The organism is Rhizobacter terrae, from assembly GCF_003852895.1.
GTDB classification, from domain to species: domain Bacteria; phylum Pseudomonadota; class Gammaproteobacteria; order Burkholderiales; family Burkholderiaceae_C; genus Albitalea; species Albitalea terrae.
Genome location: NZ_QUSW01000004.1, coordinates 97,073 through 118,401 on the forward strand (window position 1 = coordinate 97,073; position 21,329 = coordinate 118,401).

At 67.4% G+C, this 21,329-nt stretch carries 19 protein-coding genes; 10 read left to right on the forward strand and 9 right to left on the reverse strand.

What is annotated here, in order from left to right; all coding sequences use genetic code 11:
• Positions 1–34 precede the first annotated feature (34 nt).
• The gene (locus DZC73_RS15330; RefSeq protein ID WP_124541236.1) at positions 35–805 is read left to right on the forward strand and encodes a 3-hydroxybutyrate dehydrogenase; all 771 of its coding nucleotides are present in this window, start codon (positions 35–37) and stop codon (positions 803–805) included.
• 13 nt (positions 806–818) lie between these two features.
• Here the strand turns inward: DZC73_RS15330 and DZC73_RS15335 are convergent, their stop codons facing one another.
• The gene (locus tag DZC73_RS15335) at positions 819–1,493 is read right to left on the reverse strand and encodes an SIMPL domain-containing protein (protein WP_235835145.1); all 675 of its coding nucleotides are present in this window, start codon (positions 1,491–1,493) and stop codon (positions 819–821) included.
• 231 nt (positions 1,494–1,724) lie between these two features.
• Here DZC73_RS15335 and ompR point away from each other — a divergent pair, with 231 nt between their 5' ends.
• Together ompR and DZC73_RS15345 are read left to right on the forward strand one after the other, a co-directional pair.
• Positions 1,725–2,459 carry an osmolarity response regulator transcription factor OmpR gene (gene ompR, locus DZC73_RS15340; RefSeq protein ID WP_124541238.1) on the forward strand — a complete coding sequence of 245 codons (735 nt, stop codon included), beginning with the start codon at positions 1,725–1,727 and terminating at the stop codon, positions 2,457–2,459.
• 67 nt (positions 2,460–2,526) lie between these two features.
• A complete protein-coding gene (locus DZC73_RS15345; protein ID WP_124541239.1) occupies positions 2,527–3,858 on the forward strand; it encodes a sensor histidine kinase in 1,332 nt (443 codons plus the stop codon).
• Between the two features lie 3 nt (positions 3,859–3,861).
• Here DZC73_RS15345 and ispF read toward each other — a convergent pair whose 3' ends face one another.
• Together ispF and ispD are read right to left on the reverse strand one after the other, a co-directional pair.
• On the reverse strand, positions 3,862–4,362 hold the full coding sequence (ispF, locus tag DZC73_RS15350) for a 2-C-methyl-D-erythritol 2,4-cyclodiphosphate synthase (protein ID WP_235835146.1): 501 nt from the start codon (positions 4,360–4,362) through the stop codon (positions 3,862–3,864).
• On the reverse strand, positions 4,359–5,054 hold the full coding sequence (gene ispD / locus DZC73_RS15355) for a 2-C-methyl-D-erythritol 4-phosphate cytidylyltransferase (RefSeq protein WP_124541240.1): 696 nt from the start codon (positions 5,052–5,054) through the stop codon (positions 4,359–4,361). The genes ispF and ispD overlap by 4 nt, the downstream gene beginning before the upstream one ends.
• Positions 5,055–5,163: 109 nt before the next feature.
• Between ispD and mfd the strand changes: the two genes are divergently transcribed.
• Complete coding sequence (gene mfd, locus DZC73_RS15360; RefSeq protein ID WP_124541241.1) at positions 5,164–8,604, forward strand: transcription-repair coupling factor; 3,441 nt, start codon at positions 5,164–5,166, stop codon at positions 8,602–8,604.
• 7 nt (positions 8,605–8,611) lie between these two features.
• Here the strand turns inward: mfd and DZC73_RS15365 are convergent, their stop codons facing one another.
• Positions 8,612–10,048, reverse strand: coding sequence for a carotenoid oxygenase family protein (locus DZC73_RS15365; RefSeq protein WP_161974604.1), 1,437 nt, complete (start codon positions 10,046–10,048; stop codon positions 8,612–8,614).
• Positions 10,049–10,159: 111 nt separating this feature from the next.
• On the opposite strand from DZC73_RS15365, the gene serB reads away from it, so the two are divergent.
• Positions 10,160–10,870 (forward strand): phosphoserine phosphatase SerB, encoded by a 711-nt coding sequence (serB, locus tag DZC73_RS15370; protein ID WP_124541243.1) that lies wholly within the window; start codon positions 10,160–10,162, stop codon positions 10,868–10,870.
• Here the strand turns inward: serB and DZC73_RS15375 are convergent.
• The 3 genes from DZC73_RS15375 to DZC73_RS15385 form a co-directional block, all read right to left on the reverse strand.
• Entirely contained in the window at positions 10,824–11,255 is a 432-nt protein-coding gene (locus tag DZC73_RS15375; protein ID WP_124541244.1) for a MerR family transcriptional regulator, read from the reverse strand. The two genes, serB and DZC73_RS15375, sit on opposite strands and share 47 nt — an antisense overlap.
• A 57-nt stretch (positions 11,256–11,312) precedes the next feature.
• Positions 11,313–11,810: a ribonuclease E activity regulator RraA gene (rraA, locus tag DZC73_RS15380; RefSeq protein ID WP_124541245.1), complete on the reverse strand. Its 498-nt coding sequence runs from the start codon at positions 11,808–11,810 to the stop codon at positions 11,313–11,315.
• A 113-nt stretch (positions 11,811–11,923) separates the two neighbouring features.
• Positions 11,924–12,409 carry an Lrp/AsnC family transcriptional regulator gene (locus DZC73_RS15385; protein WP_268879043.1) on the reverse strand — a complete coding sequence of 162 codons (486 nt, stop codon included), beginning with the start codon at positions 12,407–12,409 and terminating at the stop codon, positions 11,924–11,926.
• Positions 12,410–12,553: 144 nt separating this feature from the next.
• Here DZC73_RS15385 and DZC73_RS15390 point away from each other — a divergent pair, with 144 nt between their 5' ends.
• Positions 12,554–13,450, forward strand: a complete 897-nt coding sequence (locus DZC73_RS15390; RefSeq protein WP_124541246.1) for an EamA family transporter — start codon at positions 12,554–12,556, stop codon at positions 13,448–13,450.
• Between the two features lie 12 nt (positions 13,451–13,462).
• Here DZC73_RS15390 and DZC73_RS15395 read toward each other — a convergent pair whose 3' ends face one another.
• Positions 13,463–15,178: a thiamine pyrophosphate-binding protein gene (locus tag DZC73_RS15395; RefSeq protein ID WP_124541247.1), complete on the reverse strand. Its 1,716-nt coding sequence runs from the start codon at positions 15,176–15,178 to the stop codon at positions 13,463–13,465.
• 149 nt (positions 15,179–15,327) lie between these two features.
• Here DZC73_RS15395 and DZC73_RS15400 point away from each other — a divergent pair, with 149 nt between their 5' ends.
• From DZC73_RS15400 to DZC73_RS15415, 4 genes are read left to right on the forward strand one after another with little or no spacing between them, the layout of a single operon-like run.
• On the forward strand, positions 15,328–16,455 hold the full coding sequence (locus DZC73_RS15400; RefSeq protein ID WP_124541248.1) for a hypothetical protein: 1,128 nt from the start codon (positions 15,328–15,330) through the stop codon (positions 16,453–16,455).
• The gene (locus DZC73_RS15405; RefSeq protein WP_124541249.1) at positions 16,452–18,131 is read left to right on the forward strand and encodes a vWA domain-containing protein; all 1,680 of its coding nucleotides are present in this window, start codon (positions 16,452–16,454) and stop codon (positions 18,129–18,131) included. Before DZC73_RS15400 ends, DZC73_RS15405 begins: the two co-directional genes overlap by 4 nt.
• Positions 18,118–18,825 carry a hypothetical protein gene (locus DZC73_RS15410; protein ID WP_124541250.1) on the forward strand — a complete coding sequence of 236 codons (708 nt, stop codon included), beginning with the start codon at positions 18,118–18,120 and terminating at the stop codon, positions 18,823–18,825. The genes DZC73_RS15405 and DZC73_RS15410 overlap by 14 nt, the downstream gene beginning before the upstream one ends.
• Entirely contained in the window at positions 18,822–20,030 is a 1,209-nt protein-coding gene (locus tag DZC73_RS15415; RefSeq protein WP_124541251.1) for a toxic anion resistance protein, read from the forward strand. The genes DZC73_RS15410 and DZC73_RS15415 overlap by 4 nt, the downstream gene beginning before the upstream one ends.
• 12 nt (positions 20,031–20,042) lie before the next feature.
• Here DZC73_RS15415 and DZC73_RS15420 read toward each other — a convergent pair whose 3' ends face one another.
• Entirely contained in the window at positions 20,043–21,293 is a 1,251-nt protein-coding gene (locus DZC73_RS15420) for an MFS transporter (RefSeq protein WP_124541252.1), read from the reverse strand.
• Positions 21,294–21,329 lie beyond the last annotated feature (36 nt).

Sequence of the window (21,329 nt, forward strand, 5' to 3'; positions counted from 1 at the left end):
ATGCAACGGCACTGTATCAACTCGGAGAGCTTTCATGATCAAAGCAAAAACCGCACTCGTGACGGGATCGACGAGCGGCATCGGCTTGGGCATCGCGCTCAGCCTGGCCCGGCAAGGCGCGAACATCGTGCTCAACGGCTTCGGCGACGTCGCCGGCCCGAAGGCGCAGGTGGAGGCGCTGGGCGTGAAGGTGGGCTACCACGGCGCCGACATGAGCAAGCCGGCGGACATCGCGCAGATGATGGATTACGTGCGGAACGAATTCGGCGGCGCGGACATCCTCGTCAACAACGCGGGCATCCAGCACGTGGCCAAGGTCGAGGACTTCCCGCCCGAGAAGTGGGACGCGATCATCGCCATCAACCTCTCGTCGGCCTTCCACACCACGCGGCTGGCGATTCCCGGCATGCGGGCGAAGAACTGGGGGCGGGTCATCAACGTCGCGTCGACGCACGGTCTTGTGGCGTCGGCGCAGAAGTCGGCCTACGTGGCGTCCAAGCATGGCATCGTGGGCTTCACCAAGGCGGTGGCGCTGGAGACGGCGACCACCGGTGTCACAGTGAACGCCATCTGCCCCGGATGGGTGCTCACGCCTTTGGTGCAGAAGCAGATCGATGACCGTGCGGCGCGCGAAGGCATCACGGTGGACAAGGCCAAGGTCGACCTGCTGGGCGAGAAGCAGCCATCGCTGCAGTTCACCACGCCCGAGCAACTGGGCGAGCTGGCGGTCTTCCTGTGCTCGCCGGCCGCCGACAACGTTCGCGGCGTGGCCTGGAACGTGGACGGTGGCTGGGCGGCGCAATAGGCCGCCCGCATGTTCACTTGGTCAGCTGCACCGTGCCCGTCACGGTGACGATGACCTGCGCCTTGCCGGCCTCCACCGGCAGGGACGAGTCCTCCGCCGACTTGGCCATGGCCTGCACGCGCATCATCGGGATGGGATTGCCCTGCTGCTCGTTGGCCTGCACGTTCACCTCGCGGATCACGTAGCCGCTGTAGCCGAACTGCTTGGCGATTTCGGCCGCCTTGGCCTTGTAGGCGGCGATCGCCCGGGCCGACACGTCGGACTCGTTCTTTTCCCGCGCCTCGCGAGACAGGCCGAAGCTGACGCGGCCGATGGTCAAGGTGGTGATGCGGCCCACCAGTTGGCCGAGTGCCGGCATGTCCTTGCCTTCCAGCAACAGCTCGGCCGTGCCCTGCCAGCCGGAGATCTGGCCCTTGTTGCCGTATCGCGGATAGAGAGAGAAGTTACCCGTTCGAACATCGACCTGGCCGGGCTTGGCCGCCTTTTTCGCCTCGGCCAGCGCGGCGTCCAGCGCCTGCTTCAGGGCGACCTGGACGACGTTGGCATCGGTGCCGTCGCGGCTGGTGGTCAAGGTGACGGACATCAGGTCCTTGGCCACCTCCAGGTCGGCGCTGGCCGTGAGGCTGACGACGCCCGTGGGCTGGGGCACATCGGCAGCCTGGACGGCGGCGGCGGCCCCCAGGGACATGATCACAAACGCCTTGCAAAGCGGGTTCATCCGGGCTCCTTCGGGATCGGGGTTCTCTCGTGGCAGGCGTGCGAGCCTACCAGCGCAGGCTGCCTCTTTAGCCCCGTTACATGTCAAGACGTTTCGAGTCGCAAGCCTCGGAACGCAAGACTTGTAACAGAGAGTCAAAACAGACGTTTTGGGTTCGCAAACCTGCGCACAATGCCTCTGTTACAAATACGGAGTCTCATCATGACCACCGCACCCACCGCCCGCGCCGACCGCGTGGTCGTTGTCGATGACGATGCGCGCATTCGCGATCTGCTGCGCCGCTATCTCACCCAGGAAGGCTTCGAAGTCCTGCTGGCCGAAGACGCCAAGGCGCTCAACCGCGTCCTCACCCGCGAGACCGTGGACCTCATCGTGCTGGACCTGATGCTGCCCGGCGAAGACGGCCTGTCCATCTGCCGCCGCCTGCGCGCCGCCAACGACGTCACGCCCATCATCATGTTGACGGCCAAGGTGGAAGACGTGGACCGCATCGTCGGCCTGGAAGTCGGCGCCGACGACTACCTGCCCAAGCCCTTCAACCCCCGCGAATTGCTGGCCCGCATCCACGCCGTGCTGCGCCGCCGCCCTTCGCTGGAAGCCCCGGGCGCTCCGGCCAAGGAGGCACTGACCGTGACCTTCGGCCCCTTCGAGTTCGACCTGGCGCTGCGCCGCCTGTCCAAGGAAGGCGAACAGATCGCGCTCACCACCGGCGAGTTCTCCATGCTCAAGGCCCTGGTGCGCCACCCGCGCCAGCCGCTGTCGCGCGACAAGCTGGCCCAGCTGGCCCGCGGCCGCGAGTTCGAGCCCTTCGACCGCAGCCTGGACGTGCAGATCTCGCGCCTGCGCAAGATGATCGAGCCGGATCCGGCCCAGCCGCGGTATATCCAGACCGTGTGGGGGGTTGGCTACGTCTTCGTCCCGGACGGCACCGCATGATCGCCTGAATCACGCGCATGTCTGATAGATTCGCCGGGCATTCACTGCCCGGCTTTTTCATTCATCAATGGCCAAGAATCATGTCGCGCTGAGCCTGTTCTGGCGCACCTTCTTTCTCTTGGCCATCCTGCTTGCCGGCGGCGTGTTCGCCTGGACGCAGACCTTCCGCGCGATGGAGTTCGAGCCGCGCGCGGTGCAGGCGGCGCAACAGATCGCCAGCCTCGTGAACCTCTCGCGCGTGGCCTTGCGCAACACGGACGGCATCAACCGGGTCGCGCTCATCAAGAGCTTGCAGAACCAGGAGTCGACACGCCTGCAGCCACGCGAGCCCAGCGACAAGTGGGAACCCTACGAGGTGGACCGCTTCACCCGCGCCATCGGCCAGGAACTGCGCTCGCGCCTGGGCGCAGACACGCTGGTGGCCAGCGAGGTGAACGGCTCACCGGGCTTGTGGGTGGGCTTTTCCTTCGACGACCGCGACCCCTACTGGCTGCAGGCCGACCCGACGCGCATGCAGCCGATCAGCTGGACCACGCTGGTGGTCTGGGCCGGCGTGGCGCTGGTGGCGACGGTGCTGGGGTCGGTGGCGATTGCGCGGCTCATCAACCAGCCTTTGCGCGACCTGTCGTTCGCGGCCAGCCGCATCCGCGAAGGTGAATTCGATTCCCGGCTCGACGAGAACACGCTCACCAGCGAGATCCGCCAGGTGAACATGGGCTTCAACCGAATGGCGCGAGAGCTCGCCAAGGTGGAGGAAGACCGCGCGGTCATGCTCGCGGGCATCTCCCACGACCTTCGCACGCCACTGGCGCGGCTGCGCCTGGAAGCCGAGATGAGCGTCGAGGACGAGGAAGCCAAGCGCAACATGGCGATGGACATCGACCAGCTCGACGCCATCATCGACAAGTTCATGGACTATGCGCGCCCCGGCGAGGTCAAGCTCACGCCGGTGCACCTGTCCAGCCTGGTCGACAAGGAAATGGCGGCATTCCGCGACCCGAGCCAGATCCGCATCACCTCGCGCGTGGCCATCGACACCAAGGTCATGGCCGACGAGACGGAACTGGGACGCGTGCTGCAGAACCTGTTCGAGAACGCGCGGCGCTATGGGCGTTCGACGGACACCGGCATCGCGCGGGTGACGGTGAGCTACGCGCGGACCGGCCCATGGGTGATCCTCAGCGTGCGCGACCAGGGGCCGGGCGTGGACCCGAAGAAGCTCGGGCAGCTCACGACGCCGTTTTTCCGCGGCGACGCTGCGCGCACGGCGGCCACCGGCGCCGGCCTGGGCCTGGCCATCGTGGAAAAGGCGGTGCAGCGCATGGGCGGCACCTTCGAGGTCAACAACGCGGCCGAAGGCGGCCTGGTCGCCCACATCCGCCTGAAGAAGGCCCCTTGAGCCTCACGGCTTGAACAGCAGGCAGACCGCCCTCGCCTCGATCGCCTTGCCCTCGCCAACCGGGCCCATCTTCTCGGCCGTCTTGGCCTTCACGCTCACCTGCTCGACCGCGACGCCCATCGCCGTGGACAGGCGCTGGCGCATCGCGAGGATGTGAGGCGCCATCTTCGGCGCCTGGGCGATGATGGTGCTGTCCACGTTGCCGATCTGCCAGCCTGCCGCCTTCACGCGGCGCGCGGCTTCGGCTAGCAAGGCCAGCGAATCCGCGCCCTTGAAGCGTTCGTCGGTGTCGGGGAAGTGGTAGCCGATGTCGCCCAACGCGCACGCACCGAACAGCGCGTCGGTGATCGAATGGCACAGGGCGTCGGCATCGGAATGCCCCAGCAGCCCATGGGTGTGAGGAATCTCCACGCCGCCCAGGATGAGCGGGCGGCCTTCGACCAACTGGTGCGTGTCCCAGCCCTCGCCGATGCGCATGCGGGCTTGCGGCGGACGGCTGCTCATGCGCGAGTCCTCAGCAGCCTTTCGGCCAGGTCGAAGTCATTGGCATAGGTCACCTTGAAGTTCTCCAGCGAGCCGGTCACCAGCCGTGGCGACAGGCCGCGCGCCTCGATCGCGCTGGCCTCATCCGTCACCTGTGCTCCAGCGCCTTCGAGCGCCTGCCGCAGCAGTCCGATGCGGAACATCTGCGGCGTCTGGGCCTGCCACTTGCGGGCACGGTCGACGGTCAAGGACACGCGGCCCTCACGTTCTTCTTTCAGGGTGTCGGGCACCGGCAGCGCCAGCAGCCCACCCACCTCATCGCCGGCGCAGGCGTCGATCAGCGCATCCACCCATTCGGGCCGGATCAGGCAGCGCGCCGCGTCGTGCACCAGAACCCAGTCATTCGCTGTCGCGCCGTGGGCGATCAGCTCGGCCAGCCCGTTGGCCACCGACTCCGCCCGGCTCGCCCCGCCCTTGCGGCACACCCAGCCGGGAAAGCCGGGCACCTGCCACTCGAATTCGTCATCCTCCGGGCTCAACACCACCAGCACCTGGTGCAGCCGCTTCACCCGCGACAAGGCGGCCAGCGTGTGCCCCACCACCGTGGACCCGGCGAGCCGGGCGTATTGCTTGGGGCCCACCGTGCCGGCACGCGAACCAACACCGGCGCAGGGCACGAGGGCATAGAAGAGGGAGGGCTGAGTGCTGGTCATCGGCAGTCGGGAATGCGGGCGAATTCTATAATTCGTCCCACTTTGCATCGCCCCGCGGGACGCGCCTCTCGGGGCGATTTGCTTTGGCACCACGGTTTTCCTTCCCTCGATGCAGATTCCTTCGATCGCCCCCGGCAAACGATTCACCCTGCCCCGTCCCATCGGCTCGGCCGATGCGATGCTGTTGGCGCGCTTCGCGAGTGAACAGGCCGCTGCAAAGAAGCTCACCGCCATCGTCACCGCCGAGCCGGCGGACACGCAGCGGCTGGAAGGCGAGCTGGCCTTCTTCGCGCCGCAGTTGCGCATCGCCGTCTTCCCCGACTGGGAGACCCTGCCCTACGACACCTTCTCGCCGCACCAGGACCTCATTTCCGAGCGCCTGGCCACGCTGTGGCGCATCCGCCAGGGCGAGGTGGACGTGGTGCTCATGCCCGCCTCCACCGCCCTCGTGCGCCTGGCGCCGCCCAGCTTCCTCGCGGGCTACACCTTCCACTTCAAGCAGAAGGAAAAGCTCAACGAGGCGGCACTGAAGGCCCAGCTCACGCTGGCGGGCTACGCGCACGTGAGCCAGGTGGTGTCGCCCGGCGAATACGCGGTGCGCGGCGGGCTGATCGACCTCTTCCCCATGGGCTCGCCCGTGCCCTACCGGGTAGACCTCTTCGGCGACGAGGTGGATTCCATCCGCACCTTCGACCCCGATTCGCAGCGCAGCCTCTACCCCGTGCCCGAGGTGCGCCTGCTGCCCGGCCGCGAGTTCCCGATGGACGAGGACTCGCGCACCGCCTTCCGCGCCCGCTGGCGCGAGAAGATGGAGGGCGACCCGACCAAGGTGCGGCTGTACAAGGACATCGCCTCGGGCATCGCCACCGCGGGCATCGAGTACTACCTGCCGCTGTTTTTCGATTCAACGGCAACCCTTTTCGAATACCTGGGCGAGACGGCCAGCATTGCGCTGCACGGCGAGATCGACGAGGCGCTCAAGCGCTTCTGGGTCGACACCCGCGAACGCCATCGCTTCCTGCAGCACGACAAGGAGCGGCCCATCCTCCCGCCCGAGGAGCTGTTCCTCAAGACCGAGGACTTCTTCGCCCTGGCCAACGCCCACGCTGTGCTGGCGGTGCGTGGCAAGGAGCCGGTGGACTGGGCACGCCCGCTGCCCGACCTGAGCGTGGACCGCGGCGCGCCGGAGCCGCTGAAGAAGCTGCAGCTGCACGTGGGCCAGACGCCGCATCGCGTGCTCATCGTGGCCGAGAGCGAAGGCCGGCGCGAAAGCCTGCTGGAGCTCTTGCGCGACAACAAGATCGAACCGCCCAGCGTGTCCACGCTGGCCGAGTTCGAGGCCGGCGACGAGCGCTTCGCCATCACGGCCGCGCCGCTGGCCGAAGGCTTCTTCTGGCACGAGCCGGAGCAGGGCAAGGCGGTCCAGTTCGTCACCGAGACCGAGCTCTTCGCCACCTCGCCCAGCGCCCGCCGGCGCCGCAAGCAGGAGCAGGTCAGCGACGTCAATGCGCTCATCAAGGACCTGTCGGAGCTGAAGGTCGGCGACCCGGTGGTGCATGCCAACCACGGCATCGGCCGCTACGTGGGCCTGATGAACATCGACTTGGGCGATGGCCCGAGCGAGTTCCTGCACCTGGAATACGCCGACAAGGCCACGCTGTACGTGCCGGTGGCGCAGTTGCACCTCATCAGCCGCTACACCGGCGTGAGCGCGGACGAGGCGCCGCTGCACAAGCTGGGCTCGGGCCAGTGGGACAAGGCCAAGCGCAAGGCGGCCGAGCAGGTGCGCGACACGGCAGCCGAACTGCTGAACCTGTATGCGCGCAGAGCCGCCCGCGAGGGCTACGCCTTCCGATTCCAGCCACACGACTACGAGGCCTTCGCCGCGAGCTTCGGCTTCGAGGAGACACCCGACCAGCAGGCCGCCATCCACGCCGTCATCCAGGACATGGTGAGCCCCAAGCCCATGGACCGCCTCGTCTGTGGCGACGTGGGCTTCGGCAAGACGGAGGTGGCCCTGCGCGCCGCCTTCGTCGCAGTGACAGGCGGCAAGCAGGTGGCCATCCTCGCGCCGACCACGCTGCTGGCCGAGCAGCATTTCCAGAACATCTCCGACCGTTTCGGCAAGTGGCCGGTGAAGGTGGCCGAGCTCTCGCGCTTCCGCTCGGCCAAGGAGATCAAGGCCGCGATGGAAGGCATCGAGGACGGCACCATCGACATCGTGGTCGGCACGCACAAGCTCTTGAGCCAGACGGTGAAGTTCAAGCGGCTGGGGCTGCTCGTCATTGACGAGGAACACCGCTTCGGCGTGCGGCACAAGGAAGCCATCAAGGCCATGCGCGCCGAGGTGGACGTGCTCACGCTGACCGCCACGCCCATCCCCCGCACGCTGGGCATGGCGCTGGAAGGCCTGCGCGACCTGAGCGTCATCGCCACCGCGCCGCAGCGGCGCCTGGCGATCAAGACCTTCGTGCGCACCGAGAACAGCGGCACCATCCGCGAGGCGGTGTTGCGCGAGTTGAAGCGCGGCGGGCAGGTCTACTTCCTGCACAACGAGGTGGAGACCATCGAGAACCGGCGCGAGAAGCTGCAGGAGCTGCTGCCCGAGGCTCGCATCGGCGTGGCCCACGGCCAGATGCCCGAGCGCCAGCTGGAAGCGGTGATGCGCGACTTCGTGGCCCAGCGCTACAACGTGCTGCTGTGCTCGACCATCATCGAGACCGGCATCGACGTGCCGAGCGCCAACACCATCGTCATGAGCCGTGCCGACAAGTTCGGCCTGGCGCAGCTGCACCAGTTGCGCGGCCGCGTCGGCCGCTCGCACCACCAGGCCTACGCCTACCTGCTCGTGCCCGACGTCGAAGGCCTCACCAAGCAGGCGGCGCAGCGCCTGGAGGCCATCCAGCAGATGGAAGAGCTGGGCTCGGGCTTCTACCTCGCGATGCACGACCTGGAGATCCGCGGTGCCGGCGAGGTGCTGGGCGAGAACCAGAGCGGCAACATGCAGGAGGTGGGCTTCCAGCTCTACAACGACATGCTGTCCGAAGCCGTGCGTTCGCTGAAGGCCGGCCGCGAGCCCGACCTGCTCTCGCCGCTGAGCGCCGCCACCGAGATCAACCTGCACGCGCCCGCCCTGCTGCCCGACAGCTACTGCGGCGACGTGCACACGCGGCTGTCGCTGTACAAGCGGCTGGCCACGGCGGAGAAGTCCGAGCACATCGATGCGATGCTGGAGGAGATCACCGACCGCTTCGGCAAGCTGCCGCCGCAGGGCCAGACGCTGTTCGACGTGCACCGCCTTCGCGTGCTGGCCAAGCCCTACGGCGTCGTCAAGGTCGATGCCTCGCCCAAGCTGATGGTGATCAGCTTCCGCCCCAACCCGCCGGTGGATGCGATGCGCATCATCGAGCTGGTGCAGAAGAACCGGCACATCAAGCTCGCGGGCAACGACAAGCTGCGCATCGAGAAGGACACGCCCGAGCCCAAGGACCGGGCGCAGTTGATTCGCGATGTGCTGCGCGCGCTGGGGACGCCGAAGGCCGAGGCTTAGCGCCGCATCACTCGAATGCCGCGTGGAAGCCAAAGGGCATCACCTGCGGCATCGCGAGCGTGGCCATGCTCTGCATGGTGGATGCATCCACCACCGCGATGACGCTGCCCACGTCCTCGTCGGCCAGCGTGGGCACCAGCAGCACGCCGTCGTCTTCCACCGCGCTGCCGGGACGCGGCACGAAGATGGGTTCGAGCTGGAAGGCATTGGCGCGGCGCCACATGCGGTGCTCGCCGGTGGCGAGGTCGATGCGCAAGGTGCGGTCGAACAGCGCGCCGTCGCCGTCGGTGTTCACGCCGGTGCCCCAGGCCACGGTAGCCTGCGACTGCGCCCAGCGGTCGGGGTGCACCTGGGGCTGGTCGATCGGCACGCCGAACTCCTCGATGACGGCCTGCGTCTTGCCACGCTGCAACCGGTAGCGGCGCAAGGCGGGGCGCGAGCTGAGCGGACGTCCTTCGCGGCGGGCGTCGATTCCCAGGTCTTCGATCAGGCGTGCATCGTCGAACACCGACAGCTCCAGCACCGTCTCGTCGCCACGCTCGTACGCCTGAACCGCATGGAAGGCCAGCATGGCCGGCACCTGCCAGCTCGTGACCTTGCCGTCCGTCAGCGAGATGGCGTGGATCATCGACCCCAGCTCCGGCTGCCACTTGAAGTTGCGGATGTAGGCCTTGCCCGTGAAGACGAAGCCCAGCGCCTGCGCCCGCAGCGCCGTCTCCCAGACGAGGGCATGGCGAGGCGTCATCGCGAAGGCGTGCAGATAGCCCGAGGCCGGTACCTTGATCTCGCCGACCACCTCACGCTTCATCACCGCGGGGCGGATGCGAAAGAGCTTGTAGATGCACTTGGGGCCAAGCTCCACGCCCACGTTCCAGTGGTTGCCTTGCGCATCACCGATGCCATGCGCCGACATGAGGTGGATCTTCGCCTGGTCATCGAAGTGGATCGGGCCGGTGGTGTCCAGCGTCGCCGCATCGAAGCCGACCATGCGCGGCGTCTCGGTGGTGGCCACCCATTGCCGGCCGATGCGCGACATCACCACCGCGGCGTTGTCGGTGACGCGCGGCGAGACGATGCCCGACAGCCGGCGCAGCAGCCCCGGTGGATCGTCGGTGCCGAAGCCACCCATCGCGGGCTTGCCGGCGGCGATGCTCGCGCGGTAGTCCTCGCTTTGCAGGTAGCGGCTGCGGTAGCTCACGCCCTCGTCGGTGAAATGCACGGCATGCAGCATGGCCAGGCCGTCGAACCAGTGCTCGTAGCGGCCCTGCGGCAGGTCCCACAAGGCCGGGCCGTTGAGCAGGAAGCGGCCACGAAGCCAGTTGGGCAAGGTGCCCGCGACCTCCACCGTCGTCTCGCCGAACTCTTTCGCGCCGGACTGGAAGCCGCGCAGGCGCCCGCGGCGGTGCTCGGCGATATCGAGCGGAAACTGGAGCACGGCGGCCATGGGTAGTCCTTTCTGCGGGCGGAAGCGATCGAGCGATCTACGTCGAATCGGCTGCCCCGGATGCATCCATCGTCGGCCCTAAAATCGCCGTCCGCTTCCGAGATTTCCCCCATGTCGACTTCCACGCCAGACGGCCTCGTCCTCCGAGGCTTCACGCCACCGCTTCGCCTTGCCGATTTCAAGCTGATCGCCTTCGACATGGACTCGACGCTGATCAACATCGAATGCGTCGACGAGATCGCCGCCGCCGCGGGCCGCAAGGAAGAGGTGGCCGCCATCACCGAGGCCGCCATGCGCGGAGAGATCACCGACTACAAGGAGAGCCTGCGCCAGCGCGTGGCCCTGCTCAAGGGCGTGCCGGTGAGCGCGCTGCACGAGGTGTTCGACCAGCGGCTGCAGCTCAACCCGGGCGCCGAGGCACTGGTGCGTGCCGCCCAGGCCGCGGGCCTGAAGACGCTGCTGGTGTCGGGCGGCTTCACGTTCTTCACCGACCGCATCCGCGACAGGCTGGGCATCGACTACACCCGCTCCAACGTGCTGGGCGTGGAAGACGGCCTGCTCACCGGCCGCATGGTGGACCAGCCCTGGGGCGACATCTGCGACGGCGAGGAGAAGAAGAAGATGCTGCTGGCCACTTGCGCGCTGCTGCACATAGCCCCGAAGCAGGCCATTGCCATGGGCGACGGCGCCAACGACCTGCCGATGATGGGCGTGTCAGGCCTGTCCGTGGCCTACCACGCCAAGCCCAAGGTGCGCGACCAGGCCATGGTGGCCATCAACGACGGTGGGCTGGATCGCCTGCTGGAGGTGGCGAGGCCGTGAGGTCGCGGCCGTCGCCGCCGCGCAGCACGCGACCGTGCACGCGGTTCTGGTAGACGGCCACCGTCTCGCGCAGCTTGGCCAGGTGCTCGTGCTGCTCGCGCAGGTGCCTGGCGAGCTGGTCGGTGTGCTGCTCCAGCAGCTGAAGGCGCTGCTGCAAGGTGGCATCGCCCTGCCCCCGCAGCGAGGCATAACGCTCCATCTCGCGGATGGACATGCCCGTCTCGCGCAGGTGGTGCAGGAAACTCACCCATTGAGAATCCTGAGGGCCGTAGACGCGGTGGCCGTTCTCGTCGCGCGCCACGTCGCCCATGAGGCCGGCGCGCTCGTAGTAGCGCAGGGTGTGCGCGCTCAGGCCGGTCTGCTCAGAGAACTCACGGATGTTCACGCTGCGGCATGCCTTTCATGGAACTGCTGATGAGGGGCACGCGGCATCGGTGTGGCCTTATTTGGGTTCAGGCATGACGACCATGCCGTCCTCGTCGGCGTAGAGCCAGTCGCCGGGGCGCACCCACACGCCGTCGATCTGCACCGGCACGTCGCGCTCGCCGGCATTGCGCTTCTCGGTGGGCAGCGGCATCAGCGCCAGGGCGCGGATGCCGACTTCGGCCGCAACCAGCTCGGCGCTGTCGCGCACGCAGCCGTGCACCACCACGCCGGCCCACCCGTTGCGCTCGGCCGCGGCGGCGAGGTTGCCCCCAACCAGGGCGCGGCGAAGGGAGCCGCCGCCATCCACCACCAGCACGCGCTGGCGGCCAGGTTCGTCAAGCGCGGCCTTGACCAGCGAGTTGTCCTCGAAACACTTGATGGTGCTCACCGGGCCGGCAAAGCGCTTGCGGGCGCCGAAATCCTTGAACACGGGCGGCAGCACGCGGAACGCACCGCTGCCGTCGTTCTTGTGGACGTCACAGAGGTCGCAGGTGGAGAAATCGGGCGTGGTCATGGCAGGACTCGCTGTGGTGGGATGGTAGGGGCTCGCGACCGTTGGCGCGGGAATCAATGCTTGCAACGTGTAAGCGTAGCGCGCGCTGCCAGGACGACCGTGGAGAAGCCGATCTAGGCGCTGCGGCGCTTGCGCACGGCCGGCTTGACATTCTCTTGCCGTGCCGGCGCCATCGATTGATGCTCACGCACCGTGTTGAGGATGATGGCCGTCGATGTCTCCGTGAGGTTGCACAGCTTGCTCACCACCGAGTCCAGGTGCGCGACGTCGATCACCGCGATCTCGATCACCCAGCTGTCTTCGCCGGTCACGTTGTAGGCATTGACGACCTCGGGCGTCGACATCACCAGCTTGACCACGCGAGCGTATTCCGCGCGGCCTGCGCGGATGACCGCACGGATGCCGTAGCCCAGCTTGGTGAGGTCCACCGTTGCGCGGTAGCCCGTGATGACCCCGCATGATTCCAGCTTGCGCACGCGCTCGGTGACGGCCGGTTGGCTCAGGTGCACGCGGCGGCCGAGTTCGGCCATGGTCAGGCGCGCATCGGCCTGCAGTTCGGCGAGGATGCGGGTGTCGTGGGCGTCGAGCTCAATGTTCAAGGTGAAAGCCTCGTTTTGCCAGGAATCTCAAGGTCATCGTACGGTGAAAACCGTGGCTTTCCCATGGAATCAACCCCCACACCTTCATACGATGTATCGCTCGTTGAGCCTTCCCTCGATTTGACGCAGCCCACGACGACGACCATGACCACCCTTGCCTCCCGCACGCCCACCACCACCCCGCTGTCCGGCCTGCTCCTGCTGTGCCTGGCCGCCACCTGGCTGGTGTGGGGCTCCACCTACCTCGCCATCAAGTTCGCCCTGCTGAGCTTCCCGCCCTTCTTCCAGATGGGCTCGCGATTCCTCTTCGCCGGCGTGGTGCTGATGGCCTGGATGCGCTGGCGCGGCGCGCCCTGGCCCAACGCGGTGCAATGGCGCAACGCGGCCATCGTCGGCGCGCTGATGCTGGGCGGCGGCATGGGCTGCACCGCCTATGCGGAAGTGACGGTCGGCTCGGGCCTGGTGGTGGCTTTCATCGCCGTGTGCCCGCTGATGATCGCGGCGCTCAACCTGCTCTACGGCGTCAAGCCCGGCCGGCTGGAGCTGGCGGGCATCCTCGTCGGCCTGGCCGGGGTGCTGATGCTCACGCAGGGCGCCGGCTTCCAGGCATCGCCGACGGGGCTGATCGCCATCATCGTCGCCTGCACCACCTGGTCGGTGGGCAGCGTGCTCAGCCAGCGCAACCTGCCGCTCGCCCCCGGTGCGACGGGCTTCGCAAGCGAGATGATCTGCGGCGGCGTGGTGATGCTCGGCATGTCGGCCATCGCCGGCGAGACGCCGCACTGGCCGCCGCAGCCGGCAGCCGTGGCGGCCTGGTGCTACCTCGTGGTGTTCGGCTCGCTGATCGCGTTCAACGCCTACATGGTGCTGCTGGCCCATGCCCCGGCGGGGCTGGCATCGAGCTACACGTTCGTCAACCCGGTGATCGCCATGCTGTTGGGCGTGGCCGTGGCCAACGAGGTCGTGACCAGCTTCGAATGGATGGCGGCCGGCGTGGTGTTGGTCGGGGTGGTGCTGATGCTTCGCGGGGCGAAGCGCTGACACCCCCGCTGACTACTCCGAGGCCTTGCGCTTTTGCGCCGCGGAGCGGATCGCTCCCAGCGTCGTCCGGCTCGTGATCACATCCGACGACAGGCGCAGGTGCAGCAGCGTCGGCTTGCCGCTGGCCAGCGCCGCGGCGAAGGCCGGCTCGAACTGCTCCGTGCGATCGATCGTCTCCGCACGCCAGCCATAGGCACGCGCCAGTGCCGCGAAATCCGGATTGAACAGGTCCGTCCCGCTCACCCGGGCCGGATACTCCCGCTCCTGGTGCATGCGAATCGTCCCGTAGGTCCCGTTGTCCACCACGATGCTGATGAGCTTGGTGGCACCGTAGGCCGTGGCCGTCGCCAGCTCCTGCCCCGTCATCAGGAAGTCGCCGTCCCCCGCCACGTTCACCGCCGTGCGCTGCGGATACAGCAGCGACGCCGCCACCGCGGCCGGCACGCCGTAGCCCATCGCGCCCGACGTCGGCGCCAGCTGGGTCTTGCCATGCTTCTTCAGCCCCACGTACTGGCAGAAGCGATGCAGCCAGCCCGCGTAGTTGCCTGCCCCGTTGGTGTAGACGGTGTCTTCGGGCGCCAGCCGCTGCACGGCCTTGATGACCTCGGCCATGTCCAGCGGCTCCACCGGCGCGGGCACGAGGTTGGCCTCGTAGTCGGCATGCGCTGCGCGGGTCCATTCGGTCCAGGGCAGCGTGGTCGGCGGCGCCAGCGTCTCCAGCGCCTTGGCGGCGTTCGACATCGACGACTGCAGCAGCAGGTCGGCCGCGTACACCCGCCCCAGCTCCTCGGGGCCGGCGTGGATGTGGATCAGCTTCTGCACCGGCTGCGGCGCCTTCAGCAGCGTGTAGCCACCGGTCGTCATCTCCCCCAGGCGCGGCCCGATGGCGATGACGAGGTCCGCCTCTTCGATCCGCTTGGCCAGCTTCGGATTGATGCCGATGCCCACATCACCCGCGTAGTTCGGATGCCGGTTGTCCAGCGTGTCCTGGAATCGGAATGCGCAACCCACGGGCAGTTGCCAGCCCTCGACAAAGCGTTCCAGCGCATTGCACGCCGCCTCGTCCCAACCGCTTCCGCCCACGATCACGAACGGCTGCCGGGCCTCCAGCAGCATCGAGCGCACCTCGCGCAGCGCGCCCGGCGCGGGCCAGGCCTGCGCCGGCTCCACGCGCGGCAGCACCGGTGCGCTGGTCATCTGCGTGAGCATGTCTTCCGGCAGAGACAGCACCACCGGCCCGGGCCGGCCCTGCATGGCGGTGTGGAAGGCGCGCGCCACGTACTCCGGCAGGCGATTCGGGTCGTGGATCTCGCCGACCCACTTGGCGAAGCCCAGCGTCCCCGGCCCGAACATCTGCCGGTAGTCCACCTCCTGGAAGGCCTCGCGGTCGCGCTGGTCGCTGGCCACCTGGCCGATGAACAGCACCATCGGCGTGCTGTCCTGGAAAGCGGTGTGCAAGCCGATGCTGGCATTGGTCGCACCCGGACCACGCGTCACGAAGCACACGCCCGGGCGGCCGGTCAGCTTGCCTTGCGCCTCGGCCATGAAGGACGCGCCGCCCTCCTGCCGGCAGGCAATGAAGCGGATGTGGTCACGATGCTCGTGGAAGCCGTCCAGGACGGCCAGGTAACTCTCGCCAGGAACGCCAAAGACGGTGTCCACGCCCTGGGCGACGAGGGCCTCGACCAGCGCGTGGCCGGCCAGGCGGGGGGATGAGGTAGCAGTCATGGCCGGGAGTTTGCCTGCGCCGCAGCTGAGTTTTATTCGGTTGACCGGCCACCGCACGAATACCGAGGGTTCACACCAAGGGGGGAGCCCCAAATGTCCTGCGGGCCGGATAGACTCGCGCCGTCCGCACTACCCGAGCGTTCCAGGACATGAACACTCCGACCAAGGTATTGGTCACCCTGGCCCTGCTGGCCGGTTTCGGTTCCGCAGTGGTTTTCTCCCTCAGAAACCAGCATCAGCAACAGATCGAGCACCAGGCCGCCGTCGAGGAAGCGTCCGTCGAGCAGCTCAATGGGTTCATCGCCCTGGACGTGGAGGAGTTCTTCAAGGACCCGCGCGTCATGAAGGTGCTGGCCGCCAACAAGCTGCCCGTCAAGCCCACGCGCATCGGCAGCCGCGAAATGGCCGACAAGGTCGCCGCGGGCGCCAAGGCCGACTTCTATTTCCCTTCCGGCGTGGTGGCTGCCAACCAGATCGCCGACGCCGCGCGCCAGGCCAAGATCACCACCGCGCAGTACGCGCCGTTTTACACGCCCATGGTCATCGCCTCCTGGGAGCCGGTGGCGAAGATCCTGGTGGACAACGGCATCGCCAAGCCACTGCAGCCCAAGGTCTACGCCGTGGACATGGACAAGCTCACGCAGGCCATGTTGGCACGCAAGCGCTGGAAGGACCTGAAGAACGCCGGCGCCTACGACGTGAGCCGCAGCGTGCTCGTGTCGACCACCGACGTGCGCCGCAGCAACTCGGCCGCCATGTACCTCGCCCTCACCAGCGGCGCCCTCAACGGCGACATGGTGACCGACCGCGAGACCGCCCGGAAGGTGGCGGTCAAGCTGGCCGAACTCTTCAAGCGGCAGGGCTACCAGGAGAACTACGTCAACGGCAACTTCGAGGACTACATCTCCCAGGGCATCGGCAAGACGCCGCTGGCCTGGATCTACGAGAACCAGATGGTGACCTACGCGCTGGCCAAGAAGGGCGTGGCGGCAGACATGGTGCTGATGTACCCGCAACCCACCATCACCAACAAGGTGGTGTTCGTCGCGACCAATGAGCGCGCCAAGGCGCTGGGCACGCTGCTCAGCACCAATGCCGAGCTGCAGGGCATCGCGGTGGAGTACGGATTCCGCATCGCCGACCCCGAGCGCTTCGCCCAGGCGGTGAAGCCCACGGGCCTGGCCATCGAGACGCGCCTGGCCAACGTGGTGGACCCGCCGTCCTTCGAGATCATGGCGGAGATGATCGAGGTGGTGTCCAAGGAGATGACGCAATGAGATCCCGTTGGCTGGCCTGGGCCGGCATGTTCCTGGTGCTGGGCTTCGTGGGCTGCGGCCGAAAGGAAGCGCCGCCCGAGCCCAGCAAATCTGTGGCACTGCCCTCCGCGCCCGCCGCCGACAACGCGGTGCTCAAGGTGCTGGCCACCAGCGACCTGAAGGACATCGAGCCCCTGCAGGACATGGTGCAGCAGGCCACCGGCGTGAAGCTGCGCTTCAAGTTCGGCGGCACCATGGAAAGCACCGAGGCGGTGATGAACGGCAAGGGCGATGCCGACGTCGCCTGGTTCGCCAACGCCAAGTACCTGCTGGCCGATGCGCAGGGCCAGTCGCGTGTGAAGCTGCAGGAAAAGATCATGCTGTCGCCCATCGCCGTGGGCGTGAGTGAATCGGCCGCGAAGAAGCTGGGCTGGGACGATGCCGCCAAGGCGTCGAAGGTGACGTGGAAGGAGATTGCCGAGGCCGCCAAGGCCGGCAAGCTGACCTACGCGCTGTCCAACCCCGCGACGTCCAACCAGGGCTTCATGGCCTTGATGGGCGTGGTGGCGGCCACCAGCCAGAAGACGGACGGGCTCACGGCGGCCGACGTGGACCGCGCCGCCATCGCCGCCTTCCTGAAGGGCTACAAGCTGCCCGGCGACAACTCGACCTACCTGTCCGAGCGCTTCATCGAGCAGCAAGGCACGTATGTCAACGCTTTCATCAACTACGAGAGCTGGCTGCTGAGCCTGAACCAGTCGGGCAAGCTGCGCGAGAAGCTGGTGCTGGTGTACCCGCACGAAGGCGTGAGCACCGCCGACTACCCGCTCATGCTGCTCAACGACGCGCGCCGCGACGACTACCAGAAGGTCGTCGCCTACCTGAAGAGCGAGCCTGCGCAGGTGTGGCTGGCCAAGACCACGCTGCGCCGCCCCATCGTGCCGGAGTTCGCGGCCAAGGTGGCCGACGTGCTGCCCAGCCAGGGCATGCGGGTGGAGCTGCCCTTCTCTCCCGACCGCGCGCTGGCCGACGGGCTCATCGACGCCTACCTGAACGAGTTCCGCCGCCCCATCGCTTCCACCTTCGTGCTGGACACCAGCGGCAGCATGGAGCGCGAAGGCCGGCGCCAGCAACTGGTGCAGGCGCTGCACTACATCGCCGGCGCCGATCGCTCGCTCACCGGCCGCATTGCCCGCCTGACCAACCGCGAGAAGCTGTGGCTGCAGCCCTTCTCCGACACGCCCTACGGCCTGCAGGCCTTCGAGATTCCCGGCGGGTCGGCCACGGCCAAGGGCGTGCAGATCCAGGAAGACAGCGACGCCAAGCAGCAGTCGCTGGCCGACGTGCGGCAGTTCGCCGAAGGCCTTCGCATGCGCGGCGGCACGGCCTTGTTCGACGCCGTCTACCAGTCGCTGCAGCACATGGCCGCCGAGAAGGCCAAGAACCCGGCCTACCAGTACTCGGTGGTCGCCTTCACCGATGGCGAGAACAACCAGGGCCGCAGCTTCGCCCAGTTCAAGCAGGACTACCTGGCCCTGCCCGAGGACGCCCGCTCCATCCCGGTGTTCATGGTGCTCTTCGGCGAAGGCAACGAGCGCGAGCTGTCCGACCTGATCAAGGTCACGGGCGGCCGGCTCTTCGACGCGCGCAAGACGCCGCTGTACAGCGTGTTCAAGGACATCCGTGCGTATCAGTGAGCGGCTGCTGGGCCTCGTCGCCTCGCCGCCGAACTGGATCGGCCTGGGGCTGGCGAGCGTCGTGCTCGTGCTCAAGGGCATGGGCCTGATCGGTGCGCCCGGCCTGGCCATCGCCGTCCTGGGCTACTTCGCCGGCTTCGTGGTGGGAGGCCTGTGGCTGGGCTTCCCTTCGCTGTCGGCGCCCACCTGGGAAGCCCTGCACTTCAGCGATGAAGGCGATGCCCGCGAGGCCATGGAGCGGGCCCTGCAAGGCGTGCGCAGCCTGACCCGCTACAACCCCGACAACCGCCTGCCGGGCAGCCTGCAGACGCGGGTGATGGCGCTGTGCGACTCGCTGGACGGGCTCCTGCAGCAATGGGAGCGGTCCAAGGGCCACCTGTCGCTGGAAGACAGCTTCGACGCCCGGCGCATCGCCATCACCTACCTGCCCGAGGCGCTCAACGCCTACCTGTCCATCCCGACCTCGTACGCGCGCACCCGCGTGCTGGCCAACGGCAAGACCGCGCTGGACACCTTCGACGACAGCCTGGGCGAGCTGGAGCACAAGGTCTCCGAGCTGGCCGACGACCTTGCCTCGCAGGACGCGCAGGCCTTCCTCGCGCACTCGCAGTTTCTCAAGCAGAAGTTCGGCGACAACGAGTTGTCCGGCGCTGCCCTCCTGAATCTTCCCTCGGCCAAGGAGCCGCGATCATGAGCGACACCACGACCACCACCGCCACCCCGGTTGCCAGCTTCCAGCTGCAGCCGCCCGAAGTCATCACGCCGGTTCCGGCTGCGCAGGTCCAGGAAGCCGTGCCGCTGAAGCCGGAGACCGTCAAGGCCGTGGACGACCAGGTCGGCCGGTTCATCGACGCGCTGATGCAGGAAGACCTGCATTCCGACGCCTTCCGCACCAAGCTCGACAGCGCCTTCGCGCTCGGCCGCGAGGAAATCTCCACCGCCTCCGCGCTGATGCAGAACCGCTTCATGCAGAGCAACTTCGTGGGCATGGAGGATTCGCCGGCCTACAAGGCGATCGCCGAGATCCGCGGGCTGCTCGACGAGCTGAACCCGGGCAAGGAAGGCGACCTGCTGCAGAAGAACAAGCTGCTGGGCTTCATCCCCTACGGCAACCGGCTGCAGGCCTATTTCCGCAAGTACCAGAGCGCCAGCAGCCAGTTGCAGTCGGCGATGTCGCAGGTGCATGCGGCGCGCGACGACATGCAAAAGGATGTGGCCGCCATCGATACCACCCGCGCCCAGGTGTGGGAGGCGCTGCAAAAGCTCGCCGCCGCCGCACGCTTCGCCACCACGCTGGACGGCCAGCTCAAGAGCAAGGTCGACTCCCTCGAATCCACCGACCCGCAGAAGGCGCAGGCGCTCAAGCAGGAGGTGCTTTTCTACGCCCGCCAGAACCTCACCGACGTGCTCACGCAGCAGGCCGTGACCATCAACGCCTACATGGCGCTGGGCGTGCTCAAGCAGACGGCGCGCGAGATGATCAACGGCTGCTCGCGCGTGCTCACCACCGGCATGAGCGCCCTGGCCACGGCGCAGACGGTGGCGCGCGCCACCGGCAACCAGATCAAGGTGATGGAGATGCTGACCGGGGTGAACAACACCATCGGCGCGCTCATCGCCGAATCGGGCAAGCAGCTCAACCAGCACGTCGAGCAGACCACGAAGTTCGCCGAGAACCCCATGCTGGGCATCGAGCAGATGAAGACGATGTTCGACCAGACCTTCCAGGCCATGGACGCCATCGACACCTTCCGCGCCAAGGCCATCGACGTGATGGGCCAGAACAACCAGCTCATCCGCGAGCAGATCTCGCGGGCGGAGAGCTACCTTGACAAGAACCGGCAGAAGCTGGCGAAGGAGGCGACGGCCGGCGCGATCGAGGGGCCGGTCAAGCTTTGACCGGCTTGCGCATCAGGCCGGCGCCAGCACCGTGCGGCGCACCCGCCGCACGTTGAACGCGCTGGCGATCAGCACGCCCTGCACGATCGCGATGCCCAGCCACACCTGCGCGGGCTTCTGGCCGTCCATCAAGGACCCGAACACCAGCGGCGCCACCGCCTGGCCGATGTCCAGCCCTGAGTAGACGACGCCGTACACGCGGCCCGTGGCACCGTCGGGCGCCGAACGCTTCACGATGAGGTCGCGCGAAGGCCCCGCCACGCCGGCCGCCACGCCCATCACGCCGAACAGCACCGGCACGGCCAGGGCGGGCAGGTCTGCATAGCCCAGCATCAGGGCGAAACAGGCAGCCACGCCGAAGCCGGCGCCCACGATGCGCTCGCAACGCGATGGATCGGCGGCGAGGAAGCCACCTGCTGCCATGCCGAACGCGCTGCACACCATGTAGATCGTCAGGCACATGCCCGCCCACTGCACCGGCACCTCATGCAGGATGCGCGCGGCTTCGGGCGCGAAGGCCTGCACGCCGCTCAGGGCCATGGCGTAGAAAAAGAAGAAAGCGAAGCACATCCACACGGCAGGGATGGCGAGGAAGTCGAAGCTGCCATTGCCCAGGGCCGCTGTTTTCGCTGCCTTCGGACGAGCGACCACCGCATGAGGCTCCAGGGCCAGTTCACGCCGCGCGAACCAGAGGATCACCAGCACCAGCGTCGACACCGCCCCCGCGCAAACCAGGGCCACGCGCCACGAGTACAGATGCGTCAACGGCACCAGCATGGCCGGCGCCAGGCCCCAGCCCAGGCTGCCGGTGATGCCGTGCACGCTGAAGGCATGGCCCAGGCGCGACTGGTGCACCTTGCGGTTGAGCAGCGTGAAGTCCACCGGGTGGAACACGCCGTTGCCGATGCCGGCCACCACCGAGAAGAACGCCAGCATCGCGTAGCTCTGGCTGGCGGCAAAACCGAAGGCGGCCACCGCCAGCAGCCCCAAGCCGGTGAACAGGATGGGCCGCGGACCGAAGCGGTCCACGATGAAACCCGACGCCGCCTGCACCGAGCAGGAGACGACGAAGAAGATGGTCATCAGGAAGCCCAGCTCGACGTAGCTCACGCCGAAGGCATCTTTCAGCCAGGGAAACAGCGGCGCCAGCAGAAGCTGGCTGAAGTGGCTGATGCCGTGGGCCAGGCCGACGAGGCCGATCACGGTGGCGTCGCGGCGGATGTCGCCGGCAGGAGATGTCGTGCGCAAAGTGGTGCTGCTCATGCGGTTGATGGTAGGCAGGAGGCGGCTTGCGGGTTT

Bases quoted from the DNA above. Each gene is read 5' to 3' on its own strand.
- ispD (WP_124541240.1), bottom strand. From the start codon at position 5,054: ATGACCAGCACTCAGCCCTCCCTCTTCTATGCCCTCGTGCCCTGCGCC.
- DZC73_RS15345 (WP_124541239.1), top strand. From the start codon at position 2,527: ATGGCCAAGAATCATGTCGCGCTGAGCCTGTTCTGGCGCACCTTCTTT.
- DZC73_RS15330 (WP_124541236.1), top strand. From the start codon at position 35: ATGATCAAAGCAAAAACCGCACTCGTGACGGGATCGACGAGCGGCATC.
- rraA (WP_124541245.1), bottom strand. From the start codon at position 11,810: ATGACCACGCCCGATTTCTCCACCTGCGACCTCTGTGACGTCCACAAG.
- mfd (WP_124541241.1), top strand. From the start codon at position 5,164: ATGCAGATTCCTTCGATCGCCCCCGGCAAACGATTCACCCTGCCCCGT.
- DZC73_RS15400 (WP_124541248.1), top strand. From the start codon at position 15,328: ATGAACACTCCGACCAAGGTATTGGTCACCCTGGCCCTGCTGGCCGGT.
- DZC73_RS15365 (WP_161974604.1), bottom strand. From the start codon at position 10,048: ATGGCCGCCGTGCTCCAGTTTCCGCTCGATATCGCCGAGCACCGCCGC.
- DZC73_RS15405 (WP_124541249.1), top strand. From the start codon at position 16,452: ATGAGATCCCGTTGGCTGGCCTGGGCCGGCATGTTCCTGGTGCTGGGC.
- DZC73_RS15415 (WP_124541251.1), top strand. From the start codon at position 18,822: ATGAGCGACACCACGACCACCACCGCCACCCCGGTTGCCAGCTTCCAG.
- ispF (WP_235835146.1), bottom strand. From the start codon at position 4,362: ATGAGCAGCCGTCCGCCGCAAGCCCGCATGCGCATCGGCGAGGGCTGG.
- DZC73_RS15390 (WP_124541246.1), top strand. From the start codon at position 12,554: ATGACCACCCTTGCCTCCCGCACGCCCACCACCACCCCGCTGTCCGGC.
- DZC73_RS15335 (WP_235835145.1), bottom strand. From the start codon at position 1,493: ATGTCCCTGGGGGCCGCCGCCGCCGTCCAGGCTGCCGATGTGCCCCAG.
- serB (WP_124541243.1), top strand. From the start codon at position 10,160: ATGTCGACTTCCACGCCAGACGGCCTCGTCCTCCGAGGCTTCACGCCA.
- DZC73_RS15395 (WP_124541247.1), bottom strand. From the start codon at position 15,178: ATGACTGCTACCTCATCCCCCCGCCTGGCCGGCCACGCGCTGGTCGAG.
- DZC73_RS15420 (WP_124541252.1), bottom strand. From the start codon at position 21,293: ATGAGCAGCACCACTTTGCGCACGACATCTCCTGCCGGCGACATCCGC.
- ompR (WP_124541238.1), top strand. From the start codon at position 1,725: ATGACCACCGCACCCACCGCCCGCGCCGACCGCGTGGTCGTTGTCGAT.